Here is a 14,284-nt window from a genome sequence, read left to right as displayed (position 1 = left end):
TTGAAGGGAAGAGGACAACATGAAACCTACACTATTGAATCGCATTATTGTAATCCTCTTCCTTGCAGTATTTTTATCATCGTTATTGTATCTGACTTCAGTTATAGTCCGGGTACCATCGATAGGTGCGGTACTGATTAAGGATTCTAGTGATCGTTATATCGTGAAATCAATAGAACCGGCGGGACAGGCAGAGGTAAAAGGAATTCAGGTAGGCGACCAAATACTCGAGGTAAACGGAAAACCCGTAAAGGAATTCCGCAACGTGGAGAAATATAACTCAATCGAGTACGCCGATAATGTTCTTATCTTACATAAAGACAATGTTCAGCAAGCGATAGCTTTTCCAAAAGGCTGGACAGGTGATCATTCACTCTGGGAACTATTGATTCAGTTGTACATCCCAGGTATATCACTTGTTATTTTTTGTGCCTTCTCAGGTTTTCTGTATGTAAAGCGCAGGAATGACAAGGCCGTTATTATGCTTATTCTATTTTTTATTTCAATTGGAATCAGCTATTATAGCTCAGCTGCGTCCTATCGCAGCGATCCTGTAGGAATTACTATAATATATCTCTTATTGCCTGTTATATCTTTGTTATTCATGGGCTTTATGAATATTTATTTACAAAGATTTGATGTTCAGTTTATTAGCAGGAAGCTATTGCAGACACTGTTTGGTGTTGCAGGAGTAGTAGGCGTCGCAAGCCTGCTCTATATTTGGACGGATTTGTTTCCTATTCAATTTTATAGCTATATCGAGATGGCCTTTAGCGGCATTGTGCTTTTAGGCAATTTACTATGCGTTTATAAGCTTATTCGTAAGTTTATCAAACACCGGAATACGAAATTACATTCCTTGTTTACCATTACTTTGATTTCGCATCTGGTAGCATTTACTCCATTCGCAACACTCAATTTGCTCCCGCAAATATTTGGGGAAAGCCAAATATTACCGGCAGCTTTTACTGCGCTTTTCTTATTCGTTCTGCCAATCGTTTATTTCTATCTCTCAACCTCAAATCAATTATTCGATATTGATTTTATATTGACTAGATTTAAATACTATACGGCGCTTGCTTTCATTCCAGCTGTTATTGTAGCTGCACTTGTGGCGTTTGTACTACTAGGAGAGAACAATCCGTCATGGACCGCATGGTTTGGCGTGTTTTTTGTCATCTACATCGGAATGACGTTGTTTTTATATGCGAAGGAACAGATTGATCAGCGATTCAGGCCAAAGCTTTTTAAGGCAATGTACAGCTATCAGGATAGTTTGGATCGTTTTTCGCGTAAGATTGCCAGGGTTATGAAGCAAAGCGATTTGGAAGCCGTTCTAAAACAAGAGATTTCTGATCTTTTGCCAGTCAATCGAATTACCTTTTTGCTAGTGGAGCAAGCAGAGAATACCGTATATCCGATGGGCGAGCACCCGGAGGAGCTTATTACAGCGGAATTTTTGTTAGGAACGGTAAATTCCTTGCAGGTAGGCGAACTGATAGAGCTTCCTTATGGGCTTGGGCTTGTAATCGGTAGACAGCGTTCAAGGTATCATATTCTGTGGATTGGGATGAAGACCAATCACACCCGCTTCAACTCGGACGAGCTTCGATGGCTGAAGACGATGTCGAACTACTCCAGTATTGTTTTCGAAAACTTATATTTAATCGAAGGATTAATCGAGGATTTGGAATCAGAGGTACGCAAGGAACATTCAACCTCGCCTTGGGTTCTTCGCCTTCTATTCTGCTTGTCTGAGAACGAGAGAAGAAAGCTTGCTGCGGATTTGCATGACTCAGCGCTTCAGGACCAACTGCTTTGGTACAGGAAGCTGGAAGCCATTATGATGGACTATCCGATATCGAATAGTCTAGGCCGTGAGCTTGAGGATATAAAAGAAGGGCTTCTCGATGTCATCCATCAAATACGAGAAACCTGCAATGAGCTGCGTCCGCCTCTCTTGAAAGAGATGGGGGTAGTTGAGGCTGTGGAATCCATTATTGAGCATACTCAAATGCGTGTAAACTTCGCGGTCGATTTCCGTGCCAAATCGTTTAACCGCCCGCTTAATGAAGAGCAAATAACGGCGATTTATCGTATTGTGCAGGAGTTGCTGCGCAATGCGGATAAACACTCGCAAGCTAAACTAGTTATCCTTGAGCTTGAGCTGCGAAAAGGAACTATATATTTCCGATACCAAGATGATGGTGTCGGTATGGATGTCAATCAAATGATTGTTTCTTTTGAGCACATGGGCTTGTCAGGAATTAAAGAGCGGGTGACAGGACTTGAAGGAGATATATCGTTTTATTCTCAAAGCGGTAACGGCCTGGAGGTTGTTATATTATTGCCAGAGATTATGACAACCGGTAGATCGGAGAGGGGTATATCGCGTGATTCGTATCTTATTAGTTGATGATCATCCTTCCGTTGGGGAAGGAACGAAAACAATGATCGAGCAAGATAGCGAAATGTCGGTATCGGTTGTTTTATCTGCAATCGAAGCGCTGGATATCGTGCAAATTGAGCATTTTGATCTCATATTATGTGATTTAAATATGCCTGGCATTAGCGGATTGGAATTGACGAAGCGACTAATACAACAGGATCCCGAACGCAAGGTTATTATATACTCCGGCTACGAAATCGGTTCGCATTTTAATTTGCTTATCGAATCGGGTGTATCCGGCTTTATATCCAAGACCGTATCAAGAGAACAGCTCCATAATGCAATAAGATGCGCTATGAGAGGGGAAACGGTGATCCCTATTACCCTGCTAAAGCAGCTGAGGCGGCATGAAGTGACCATAGGTCGCACGGAAGTAACGATTGAGGATGTATCCATCAACGAGAAGGAACAAACGATCTTACATGAGGTGGCTACCGGTATTAGCAACAAAGAGCTGGCAGCCATGCTTCACGTAAGCCAAAGAAATGTGGAATATCAGCTTTCGCGAATTTTCGATAAGCTTAATGTGCGCTCTCGTTCCGAAGCGATCAAAGAGGCACAGCGATTAGGCTTAATAAGTTTAGAGCAATATTAGAATGCATGCATTCGTTTCTTTATCCAGCTAAGTATTAAAGGGATTAATAGTAAACGGCAGATTAGGGCTTTGGCCTTAATCTGCCGTTTCGTATGCGGGCTATTGTTAATGGCCCGAAGCTTTATCCAATAAGCTATGCATGTAGGCATCAAGTCGTTCGATCATCATAGCATCAGTTAACCCGGTTACTCCAAATGCAGGCCAGCCCGGATACACGGATGGCGGCCCAAAAAGGACATCGATTAAAGACAAGAGATCCCAGTAGGGCTCATATTGAAAGCGTGAACCTGCATGCTTCTCATAAGCGTTCAGAAAAGCATCCGCAGTATTAATGCCATAAAGCTGAGCTAAATTTAATCGACAATGGCCGATGTCAATTCCAGCAGGCCCTTGGCACGCATTCACCCAATCGACAACGCCGCTTATTTGGTTATGCTGCCATAATACATTAGTAGGATGATAATCACGGTGTATAAAGCATGGTTTCGCATGGGGGCGAGGTCCTTTTACTAGGGCAATCACTTTGCTCCAATCCCCCTTAAAGCTAGACCAACAGGGAGCTTCCAAGGTAGGAACATCATTGTAGGTAAAGTAGCTCCAAGGATAATCCTTCGTCTCAGTCGTATGGATTTGAGCGAGCGTTTTCGCCAAGCCATCTATCCACAAATCCATATCCGGAGGCTGCAGGTCTACAGTACCCTCAAGCTGAGTCATTAGAACAGCAGGTATTCCGCAATCCATACCTGTTTCGTCAAAAGCTAGGATTTGCGGAGTTGGCACGCCCGTCTTTGCTGCCCATCGGAGGTTTTCTGCTTCATGAAGCGCCAAATCAGGCTCTTGGCGAAGCCATTCAGCATTGTCGAATTGACGTAAAACGACTTTTGATTCGACGCCTTGAACATCAAGGGTAATACTGTGAACGATGGAGGACATTCCGCCATGCAGGCGAGCAATAGATTGAACGGAAGCAAGCGGGTGAATTGCTGCAGCCACCCACTTGAGAAGGCGATCTGGAAGTATTTGATTTGAAATGACAGTCATATTTTACCGTCCTTTCCCAAATTAATCAGCTCTTCTTACATGTACTGCTCCCATTCCTCATAAGCGGCAGCTAAAGAGGCTTTGCGCGATTCGATGGCTGCTTGAATTTCTTGGATGCGGATATAATCATTAAAAATGCCGGGATCAGCCAGCTGTTCCTCTAATTCGGTAACTTGCTGCTCTAATGATGCGATATCTTGTTCCAATTGCTCAAGTTTGCGCTGTCTAGTCCGTTCTTCCCTTTTGGCTTGTTTGTCGGCCTCATACGAATTCGTCGGTATATTGTCGGTTACACTGGCAGATTTCGAGCCGGAAGCTTGTTTTGACAGCGCTTCGAGCCTTGCTTCCTCGATTTCATTTTTTTTCTCTATCATTTCGTCATAATTTCCTAGGAAATGATCGGTTCCTGACGGTTTGAGTTCGACAATTCGTTCAGCCATCTTGTTTAGGAAGTACCGGTCATGTGAAATGAAGAGCAAGGTTCCTTCATAATCAAGCAAGGCTGCTTCAAGTACTTCCTTGCTGAAGAGATCGAGATGGTTGGTAGGCTCATCCAAAATCAACACATTCGCCTGAGCCAGCATAAGCTTGGCCAAAGAAACGCGAGCCTTCTCACCGCCGCTAAGCGAAGAGACCCGCTTCAGTACATCTTCGCCGCTGAATAAGAAGTTACCGAGAACAGTGCGTATACGAGCTTCTTCCATATGGGAGTATTGGCCCCATACTTCTTCAAGGACGGTATTTTGACCGTTAAGTCTAGTCTGTTCTTGATCGTAATAACCGACCTTTACATGGGTTCCGAATCTGACGGTACCTGTAGTAGGCTCGTTTTGACCGACAATAACCTTAAGCAGCGTCGATTTTCCAATACCGTTAGGACCGATTAAGGCAACGGTCTCGCCGCGGGTAAGCTGGAAGGACACATTCCGAAAAATCGGCGTATCTTTCTTGGCGAAAGTGACGGAAACATCATTAACTGCGAGTACGTCTTTTCCTGTCGGACGTTCGATTTCGAAGGTGAAATGCGCTTTCTTCAAATCGCCTTGAGGCTTGTCCAGACGGTCCATTTTGTCGAGTGCTTTGCGTCTGCTTTGTGCACGCTTGGTTGTCGAAGCGCGAACGATATTGCGTTGGACGAATTGTTCCATACGCGAAATTTCATCCTGCTGCTTCTCAAATTGCCGCATATTGATTTCATATTCCGCGGCTTTAAGCTCCATATAGCGGCTGTAATTGCCGGTATAACGCTTCGCAGTGTGCCGCTCAATTTCAATAATGGTTTGGGCGAGCGCATCGAGAAAGTAACGGTCATGAGAAACGACCAGGATGGCACCCGAATATCCGCGCAAATAAGACTCTAGCCAGGTTAATGTCTCAATATCGAGATAGTTGGTAGGCTCGTCCAGCATCAGCAAATCAGGAGCTTGAAGCAGGATGCGGGCAAGTGCCAGGCGCGTCTTCTGGCCTCCGCTAAGTGTCGAGATTAACGTGTCGGAAGGGAAACTTCCGAAGCCCATCCCGTGAAGGACGCTGTTAATGCGGGTATTGATTTCGAATCCGCCCTGTTCCCGGTACCAATCCGAGCGCTTGGCGTAACGATCAAGCGTATCCGCATAACGTTTCTCGTCCTCATGAAGAGCCGGGTCTGCAATTTTGACCTCAAGGTCGCGAAGCTCCTGCTCCGCTTCAATTAGATGTGAGAATACGGCACGCATTTCTGCTTCAATGGTCCGATTGGATTGCAGGCCGCTGTTCTGGGCGAGATATCCGATTTTTGTTTCTTTTGCTTTGTGAACGGCACCTGAATCCGCGGACATTTCACCTGCGATTATTTTGAGCAGCGTTGATTTCCCGGCACCGTTAACGCCAACGAGACCGATACGTTCCCGCTCCTGCACCTGCATAGAAATATTGGATAATACGACATTTACGCCGTAGCTTTTTGTAATGTTAGAAACCTGCAGCAGCATTTTGAAACCTCCAACAAAAAATTGTAAAGAACGAATGCTTTTACTACTTAATAGTGTACCATAAACGAGCGCTGGCATTGGCGAAAGTTGCATAACAGTGGTAAACTACTTTTAATGAAAGAAAATGATTGGGACTAGAATAGGTGAGTGTTTTGGTTGAACCAAATCAACTGGGCGATAAAGCTTACATACGTAATCAAATGACGATTAAACGCAACAGCTTGTCTTCGGAGCAGCGGAAATTATGGTCAGAAGCTGCTTGTGCGAAAGCGGAAGAATTACTCGAGAGCCGAAATGCCGATGCATTTATGGTTTACGTAGCTTTCCGAAGCGAGCTTGATTTATCACAACTCATTGAATGGGGCTGGCGCAAAGGACGGGATGTCCTTGCACCGCGATGCTTAGCTACAGACCGGTCAATGACGCTGCATTATTTGCGGAGTTGGGACGACCTGATGCCTGGTGCTTATGGCATCATGGAACCGAATCCCGATAAAACGCCAAGACTGGATGATTATGCTCCTTCCGTTATTTTTGTTCCAGGTATCGCTTTTAATGAGCATGGTGGCCGTCTTGGCTACGGCGGCGGTTATTATGACCGTTTTGCGGAAGCCTACCAAGGAAAAAACGGTCAGGCAGTGAATACGTTATGGATCGGAATGTCGTTTGAGGATCAGCTTACAGCAGAGATTCCGCATGAGCAGCATGACTTGAAAATGGATGGCTTGATTACTGAGCGCGGCATCTACTTGCTTTAACGAGAGGTATGAACGCGATACGTGCTTGAGGCGTTAGAAGGCAAAGTTTTCGATTACGTTAGAAGGAGCGATAGAGGTGGAGTTGACACATTTTAACGAGCAAGGTCGAGCAAGGATGGTGGACATCTCCGATAAGGAAGTCACTTCACGTACGGCAGTCGCTCAAACCAAGGTAACAATGAACCAAGAAACGTTAACGCAAATCAAGGCGGGTAAAATCGGTAAAGGCGATGTGCTTGCAGTTGCCCAAGTGGCAGCAGTCATGGCCGCCAAAAAAACATCAGATTGGATTCCAATGTGCCACCCACTTCCTCTCACAGGCATAAATGTGGTATTCAGCGATAATGGGACGGATGAGCTTTACATCGAAGGAACAGTGAAGACGACCGGGAAAACCGGCGTTGAAATGGAAGCTCTGACAGCCGTCTCAGCCGCAGCGTTAACGGTATACGACATGTGCAAGGCGCTGCAAAAGGATATGATCATCGGGCCTACTCAGCTCGTTTCCAAAACGGGCGGTAAAAGCGGCGATTATCAGATTTCGTCAAACCCATGAGCGAACAAGGGATGGGAGGAATGGTAAATGCGGTGGAAGGTAGCAATTTTAACGGCAAGCGATAAAGGCTCACGCGGAGAACGCGAAGATACGAGTGCTCAGGTTATTCGTGAGCTGGTGGAGGAAGAGCTGGGCGGCGAAATCATCGATTATCGCATCGTTCCGGATGAGCAGGATGAAATTATGGCAGCTCTTATCGAAATGACGGAGTATTTCCACGCTGATCTAGTACTTACGACAGGCGGGACGGGTCTTGCGCTCCGTGATGTTACACCTGAAGCAACGCTAAAGGTCATTGATCGTGCGGTCCCGGGTCTGGCAGAGGCTATGCGAATGGGAGCTCTCCAAAAGACAAGAAGAGCGATGCTCTCAAGAGGCGTATGCGGAATAAGAGGCAGCTCGCTCATTATCAACCTGCCAGGCAGTCCTAAAGGGGTACATGAGAGTTTAATGGCCATCATGGATCAATTGCCGCATGCACTGAACATTTTATCCGGACAACTGGGGGATCATAGCGTATGAGTCAGAAAAGGCAGCATTCAGAGGACGAAGTCCAGCAGCATGGATCGACCATTCTTAAAGAGGTGTCGGTATATGATGCAATCGGATTGCGCTTGGCTCATGATTTGACACGTATTATTCCCGGACAATTTAAAGGCCGTTTATTCAAAAGAGGGCATATCGTGACAGAAGCGGATATTCCTAACCTTCTTGATATCGGCAAAGAGCATATATATATTATGGAGCTGGGCGAAAGTGAGCTTCATGAGGATGATGCGGCCATTCGTATGGCCGAAGCATTATATGGGGATCAGCTCATGCTGTCGGAGCCTCATGAGGGAAAAGTAAGCATCAAATCGAAGCTGCTTGGCCTTGCTGAGGTTGATAAGGGAATGGTTGATGCCATTAATGAGCTGGGCGAAATAGCGCTGGCTACAATCAAGTCGAAGTCGGTCGTTAAGCCAGGACAGCCGCTTGCCGCAACGAGAGCGATTCCGCTTGTCGTACCGAAATCGAAGGTGGAGACGGTAGAGAGGCTTGCTGCGGAATATCGCAAGGCAAATGGCGGCGCAGCTCCGCTGCGTGTCCGCCCTTTTCGTAAATTTCGCGTAGGGTTGCTAACGACTGGCGGAGAAGTATTTAATGGCAGAATAGAGGATAAATTTGGCCCGGCCGTTAGAGGCAAGCTGGAGGAACTTGGTTCAGAGGTTGCAGAGCAGCGTTTTTCTCCCGACGATCGACAAACAATTGTCAAGGAAATACACTATTTGCTCGAACAACGGTATGATATGATACTAGTAACAGGCGGAATGTCGGTTGACCCCGATGATCGCACGCCAGGCGCAATTAAAGCCGCAGGAGCGGATATCGTAAGCTATGGTACGCCAATGCTTCCAGGTTCAATGCTGCTTATCGGTTATATCAATGGCGTGCCGATTATGGGACTGCCGGGATGCGTCATGTATGATCCTTATACATCCTTCGACGTGCTTCTGCCGCGGGTTTTAGCGGGCGATACCATAGTACGGGAAGATATTGTCAGTATGGGATACGGCGGTTTAAACAACTGTTAGTTTTTGCTGCTTACGAAGTAAGCTTACTGCGTAAAGCTTTAAGGAGGTATACAACATGTCAGGAATAGGTGCAACGGGTATTATACTGCTCGTTCTGGTTGCTTTGCTTCTGTTTGGACCGAATAAGCTGCCAGAGCTTGGACGTGCTTTTGGACGGACGCTGCGTGAATTCAAATCCGGAGCGAGAGAGATGATGGATGACGAGGACCGTAAGGACAAGRATTCGAGCCGCGTTGAAGTGAGTCGTTCGGAAAATAATGATAAAGACAATAAGCGGCTTCCGGACTAATCGGGCCCGCTTTTTTCTTGAACAAAAAGGCTGTTAATGCTTGGCGAAGGAGGTAGTACGGGTGGGATCGGATGCAAATAATAAAACGGAGCAGACATCGCGTAAAGCGCTTCTTCAACAAGAAGGGCTCATGCCGCTTCTAGAGCATCTTGGAGAACTGCGCAAGCGCATAGTCTATGTGCTCATTATACTGACGATAGGCTTAGTAGTCGGAATAATACTGGCACAGCCTACTTATAATTTTCTAATGAGCCAGAAGCCGGCAAATACGATTTCATTACATACGTTTTCGCTTTGGGACGGTATCGGCATGTATATGAAATTCGCTTTTGTTATCGCCTTGATTATTGCGCTTCCTATGATTGCTTATCAGCTCTGGGCATTCGTAAAGCCGGCCCTGCGCAAAAACGAGCAGCGATCCACGCTTAAATATGTGCCATTCGCGCTAATTATGTTTTTAATTGGCCTGGCGTTTTCGTATTATGTCGTGTTTCCGCTCGCGTTCAACTTCACAAGGACGGTCTCGCAGCATTTAAATCTCGAGGAAACCTATGGTATCGCGCAATACTTCACGTTTATGTTTAATTTGCTTATTCCGATATCACTTCTTTTCGAGCTGCCGCTTGTCATCATGTTTTTGACGGCGATTCGATTGGTGAATCCAAAAAGGCTTCGCAAAATGCGCAGGCTGGCATACTTCGTTATGGTACTTATCGGGGTAATGATTACGCCGCCAGATTTCATATCGGATATCTTAGTGGCCATTCCCTTAATTATTTTATACGAAGTCAGCGTGTTTCTATCGGGTACTGTCCATAAAAAACAATTGGCAGCGGATGCGAAATGGGAAGCGGAATACGGAGAGTCATGGAATAACGCTTAACGGGAAGAAGAGGGAAATCCTCTTCTTCCTTTTTTGTTTTATAAACGATTATAGGAATATGCTTTCGCTAATAAATCTGCTTATATATTACCGTATCACCGTGAAACGATTGTTTTTGCCGCAGAGCACGGTGACAGCCGTTTATGCTGGTTGACAAAATATAATATTCAGCATAAGATTTAAACAGTTGTTTTAAACAAGTGTTTAAAAAGAGAAAACGGGAGTGGTTCAATATGAAAAATGCATTGCAGGCTTTTATGAAACGTCCAACCACTTGGGTTGGTATTATTACAGCGATCATGTTCCAGGTTATTTTCTCTGTCATATGGATGACAGGCTATAACGGCGTCACGGATCGAATCGACAAGCTGCATATCGCGGTTGTCAATGAAGACCAGCAAATGGGAGCGCAGATTGCAAGCGGCCTTGTTCAAAATTTGCCCTTTAGCATGAATCAAATCAATAACATTGACGAGGCTAAACAGCAGCTCGACGAACGCGAGCTTCAAATGATCGTCTGGATACCGGCGGACTTCTCTCAGAATGCCGCAGCTGCAGACGGTACGGCATCCATTCAATATTTCATCAACGAATCCAATCCTGCGCTAATTAAAAGCATTATGAGCGGCGCGGCTGCGCAAATAACGGCAGAAGTGAATAAGCAAGCGGTAACCGGCGGCATTCAAACGGTCCTCGGCAATATGAAGCTTCCAGCGGAGCAAGCCGGAGCAGCCGCACAGGGACTGTCAGAGCGCGTCACTTCGGAAATCCAGTCAACTAATGTTATTCAAGGCATGAACAATCAAATGGTTCCCATGATGCTGGTGCTGGCTTCTTATGTTGGGGCCATGATCATGGGAATGAATTTTGAGCAATCTGCCATGGCAATAAGTGCGACAGTAAGCAGATGGAAACGTTTTGCAGCAAGAAGCATTCTTAATGCAGCGGCAGGCGTAGTCGTATCTTTGGTAGGCTCTTCTCTGCTCGCAGCGTTTGGCGGACAAATGACCCAGGGCTTCCTTCATATTTGGTTATTCCAGCTGCTGTTCGTACTGACATTTATATTCGTATCACAAATGTTTATTTATTTGTTTGGCATGAGCGGAATGCTGTTTAACATTATGTTATTGTCAGCACAGCTTGTTACCTCCGGCGCGATCGTGCCTCGTGAATTATTATCGGATTTTTACGTGAAGTTAGGAGATATTCTTCCGGCTACGTATGCGGTAGAAGGCTCGATGAACATTTTGTTCGGCGGTCCAGCTGCAACGGCTGACGCGCTGACCCTGAGCATCATCGCGATTGCCGCTATTGCAGTTAGCGCACTGGCTGTAGCTGTAAAACGGCAGGCCGTGCGCCAGCAGCAGCCTGCCGCAGTCATTGCCAGTCATAACCGATAAAACCAAACTCGATCTTGCTGTTTGGTCGCGAATGGTTCAAAATATAAGAAATTGCTTCTATGGAGGACCGTCATGATAACAGGAGATGCGGATATCAAAATCAGAATATTGTTAGCAGCCAAAAAGCTGTTTGCCCAGCACGGCTTCGAGAAAACGACCGTTCGGCAAATATGCGAGGAGGCAGGAGCTAACGTCGCGCTCGTGTCGTATCATTTTGGCGGGAAAGAAAATATGTTCGGCGCGTTGTTCGAGCATTTTTTCCCCAATGATCAAATTGCAAGGGTAGACCCATCGCTAAGCCCTATAGAGGGCGTGAAGCTTGTTATTCGCGAGGTAACGAGATATCGATACAACGACCCTCAGCTCATTAATATTATTCAGCAGGAAATTATAATGAACACGGATCGTATTAAAAAAATTCGCAAGCATGTCATGCCCATGTGGAAACTGCTTCGTCACTGGCTTAAAGAGGGCGAGGAGCAAGGCGTATTTCATTTTCGCTCGCTCGATACGACCTTGATGTCCGTTGTAGGCACGCTGCTCTTTCATCGACATACCGAGTATTGGACCATATTGCTCGAAGAAGAGCATCCATTGCTGGAAAATATGATCGAAGATTTGACAGCGTTCATTTTGGGCGGCGTACATTTCAAAGAACAATAGCAGGGAGCCATCCATAATACCGTACGCGAGAAATCGTTGTGCGGTATTTTTAATTCATAAAAGTACTAATTTTTCACTATGAAGTGCAATAGAAAAATAATATAGTATAGCTAAATTGTCCACGAAGGGTGGTAATGATTGAAGAAAGAATATGGAATATGAGGCATAGGGGTCAAAACATTTTCGGGAGAAATGCCCGTCGTATACAGAAACCAGCAATGCGCGGATAGAATGGGAGCGTAATAAATTATGAAAAGCAAGCTGTTAAAGGATATTTTGGAGCACAGCAGAAAGCGCGGTCTGGCTCTGCTCACTTTGGACAGCGCGGTTGAAGGATTGGCAGCAAGTTTGCTTGCTTCTGAAGCGAATCGGTCACTCCTTGACGAGATCAAGGCGGAGGCCGACCGGTTTGTGCAGATGCCCGATCCTGAGCTTACCTATGCTCTCTTTCGTATCTATGGCGATTCGGGAGAGCGACTAGCTTATGAGCGGGTTTATTTTGAAAGGCGTAAAAGGTTGAATGCGTTTGTTATTATGGCTTTGATTGAGCCGGACCGACAGGACTATGAATCAGCGGCTCTTAATATGATTTGGTCTATTTGCAATGAGTATACATGGTGTTTGCCGGCTCATTTTAATGAAGATGCAGAGAAACCGGATATTGATTTGTTTGCTGCGGAGACGGGCTTTACGCTTAGCGAGGTGCTGCTCCTCTTGGGTGACCGATTGCCTGCTTTGCTGCGCAAACGAATCGAAGGAGAAATCGAGCAGCGGCTGTTTCGTCCTTTTTTGGAACAAGGTCCTTACGGCTGGGAGACAGCTGAGCACAATTGGTCTGCAGTATGCGCAGGTTCGATTGGTGCTGCGGCCCTCCATCTCATCGAGGATACGGGACGGCTGTCCGAGCTTCTGGAGCGGGTACTCCAATCACTCGATTGTTACTTAAGCGGGTTTGGCGAAGACGGCGCTTGCGCGGAAGGATATTTGTACTGGCAGTACGGTTTCGGCTATTACGTTTATTTTGCTAAGCTGTTACAAGTGGCGACCGACGGCCGCATCGACTTATTTGCTTCACGCAAGGTGAAGGAAATCGCGCTGTTTCAGCAAAAGTGCTTCACCGGAGGCGGCACAATCGTTAATTTCTCCGACTCGACTAACGAAAGCGGTATTTTTATGGGGCTTAGCTGCTGTCTTCATAACGAGTATAATGAGGTGATCGTGCCGGATGGATGCCTGAGAGCAAAGTATTCAGCCGATCACTGCGGTCGCTGGGCGCCTGCGCTTCGCAACCTGATATGGGTGAAGGATGAATGGATGCAAGCATCGGCTGACAAAACGGTGTGGCCTGCTGAGTCGTATTATTTGTCCGATGTTCAGTGGCTGTTATCCAGGCATGTAAGCGAAAATGGCGGCAGCTATAGCTTCGCGGCAAAGGGCGGGCATAATGAGGAGCCGCATAACCATAATGATGTAGGCCACTTTATCCTTCATGCGGATGGACAAGCCTATTTGGCGGATTTGGGCAGCGGGATGTATACAGCGCAATATTTTGGCCCGGAGCGTTATTCCATTTGGTGTAACGGCTCACAAGGACACTCGGTACCCGTTATTAATGGACTTCATCAGCAAAATGGCACCTCATTCCGGGCAACGGTTTTGGAAGCGTCTACAGATGAAAAGGCTGATCAATTGATGCTTGCGATCAGCGGAGCTTACGGGCAATCCCAGCTCGAGCGTTTGGAACGTCATTTTCGCTGGGAAAAAGAAAGGCTGCCGCGCTTAAAGCTGACCGACTTGCTTTTGTTTGCGGACAGCAGTGAGGCGGCGGAGCAGCATGTGACGGAGCGCTTCATTACGTTTCTTGCTCCTGAGCTGGTGACGGAAGGACATATCATACTATCCGGAAAACGCCAACTTAGCATTACATATGATCATCTAGTATGGCGACCGATGGTGACGGCAAGAAGTGATCTGGATCATTTCGGAAACGAGCGCTTTTGGTATACGCTTGATTTTGAGGCTTCGGCGTCTGCGGGCATGCCTTTGACAGCGTCATTTATTTTTCAATTTGAATCTTAACTTAATTAATTGATGCGGGGAGAGGGA

General features: G+C 46.2%; 13 protein-coding genes. 11 read left to right on the top strand and 2 right to left on the bottom strand.

Going from position 1 to position 14,284, the window contains the following annotated elements; genetic code table 11:
* The first annotated feature begins 19 nt into the window (after positions 1 to 19).
* Positions 20 to 2,416: an ATP-binding protein gene (locus tag AC1DLI_RS11675; RefSeq protein WP_477602675.1), complete on the top strand. Its 2,397-nt coding sequence runs from the start codon at positions 20 to 22 to the stop codon at positions 2,414 to 2,416.
* A complete protein-coding gene (locus AC1DLI_RS11670) occupies positions 2,394 to 3,044 on the top strand; it encodes a response regulator (protein WP_308999595.1) in 651 nt (216 codons plus the stop codon). Before AC1DLI_RS11675 ends, AC1DLI_RS11670 begins: the two co-directional genes overlap by 23 nt.
* A 105-nt stretch (positions 3,045 to 3,149) precedes the next feature.
* On the opposite strand, the gene AC1DLI_RS11665 is transcribed toward AC1DLI_RS11670, so the two are convergent.
* A complete protein-coding gene (locus AC1DLI_RS11665; protein ID WP_477602672.1) occupies positions 3,150 to 4,085 on the bottom strand; it encodes a phosphotransferase family protein in 936 nt (311 codons plus the stop codon).
* 35 nt (positions 4,086 to 4,120) lie between these two features.
* Positions 4,121 to 6,055: an ABC-F family ATP-binding cassette domain-containing protein gene (locus AC1DLI_RS11660; protein ID WP_477602670.1), complete on the bottom strand. Its 1,935-nt coding sequence runs from the start codon at positions 6,053 to 6,055 to the stop codon at positions 4,121 to 4,123.
* Between the two features lie 152 nt (positions 6,056 to 6,207).
* On the opposite strand from AC1DLI_RS11660, the gene AC1DLI_RS11655 reads away from it, so the two are divergent.
* The 9 genes from AC1DLI_RS11655 to AC1DLI_RS11615 all read left to right on the top strand — a co-directional run bounded on the left by AC1DLI_RS11655 (position 6,208) and on the right by AC1DLI_RS11615 (position 14,257).
* Complete coding sequence (locus AC1DLI_RS11655) at positions 6,208 to 6,813, top strand: 5-formyltetrahydrofolate cyclo-ligase (RefSeq protein WP_477602668.1); 606 nt, start codon at positions 6,208 to 6,210, stop codon at positions 6,811 to 6,813.
* Between the two features lie 76 nt (positions 6,814 to 6,889).
* A complete protein-coding gene (gene moaC, locus AC1DLI_RS11650) occupies positions 6,890 to 7,369 on the top strand; it encodes a cyclic pyranopterin monophosphate synthase MoaC (protein WP_477602666.1) in 480 nt (159 codons plus the stop codon).
* A gap of 27 nt (positions 7,370 to 7,396) precedes the next feature.
* Positions 7,397 to 7,891 (top strand): MogA/MoaB family molybdenum cofactor biosynthesis protein, encoded by a 495-nt coding sequence (locus tag AC1DLI_RS11645; protein WP_477602664.1) that lies wholly within the window; start codon positions 7,397 to 7,399, stop codon positions 7,889 to 7,891.
* Entirely contained in the window at positions 7,888 to 8,943 is a 1,056-nt protein-coding gene (locus AC1DLI_RS11640) for a molybdopterin-binding protein (RefSeq protein WP_477602662.1), read from the top strand. Before AC1DLI_RS11645 ends, AC1DLI_RS11640 begins: the two co-directional genes overlap by 4 nt.
* Positions 8,944 to 8,998: 55 nt before the next feature.
* Positions 8,999 to 9,232 (top strand): twin-arginine translocase TatA/TatE family subunit, encoded by a 234-nt coding sequence (locus AC1DLI_RS11635; protein ID WP_477602660.1) that lies wholly within the window; start codon positions 8,999 to 9,001, stop codon positions 9,230 to 9,232.
* Between the two features lie 61 nt (positions 9,233 to 9,293).
* Positions 9,294 to 10,115 carry a twin-arginine translocase subunit TatC gene (gene tatC / locus AC1DLI_RS11630; RefSeq protein ID WP_477602658.1) on the top strand — a complete coding sequence of 274 codons (822 nt, stop codon included), beginning with the start codon at positions 9,294 to 9,296 and terminating at the stop codon, positions 10,113 to 10,115.
* A 233-nt stretch (positions 10,116 to 10,348) separates the two neighbouring features.
* Entirely contained in the window at positions 10,349 to 11,515 is a 1,167-nt protein-coding gene (locus AC1DLI_RS11625) for a YhgE/Pip domain-containing protein (RefSeq protein WP_477602656.1), read from the top strand.
* A 72-nt stretch (positions 11,516 to 11,587) separates the two neighbouring features.
* On the top strand, positions 11,588 to 12,178 hold the full coding sequence (locus tag AC1DLI_RS11620) for a TetR/AcrR family transcriptional regulator (protein WP_477602654.1): 591 nt from the start codon (positions 11,588 to 11,590) through the stop codon (positions 12,176 to 12,178).
* 249 nt (positions 12,179 to 12,427) lie between these two features.
* Positions 12,428 to 14,257: a heparinase II/III family protein gene (locus AC1DLI_RS11615; protein WP_477602652.1), complete on the top strand. Its 1,830-nt coding sequence runs from the start codon at positions 12,428 to 12,430 to the stop codon at positions 14,255 to 14,257.
* Positions 14,258 to 14,284 lie beyond the last annotated feature (27 nt).

The organism is Paenibacillus sp. 01T443 (genome assembly GCF_056398325.1).
This window is presented reverse-complemented; position numbering and strand designations above follow the sequence as displayed.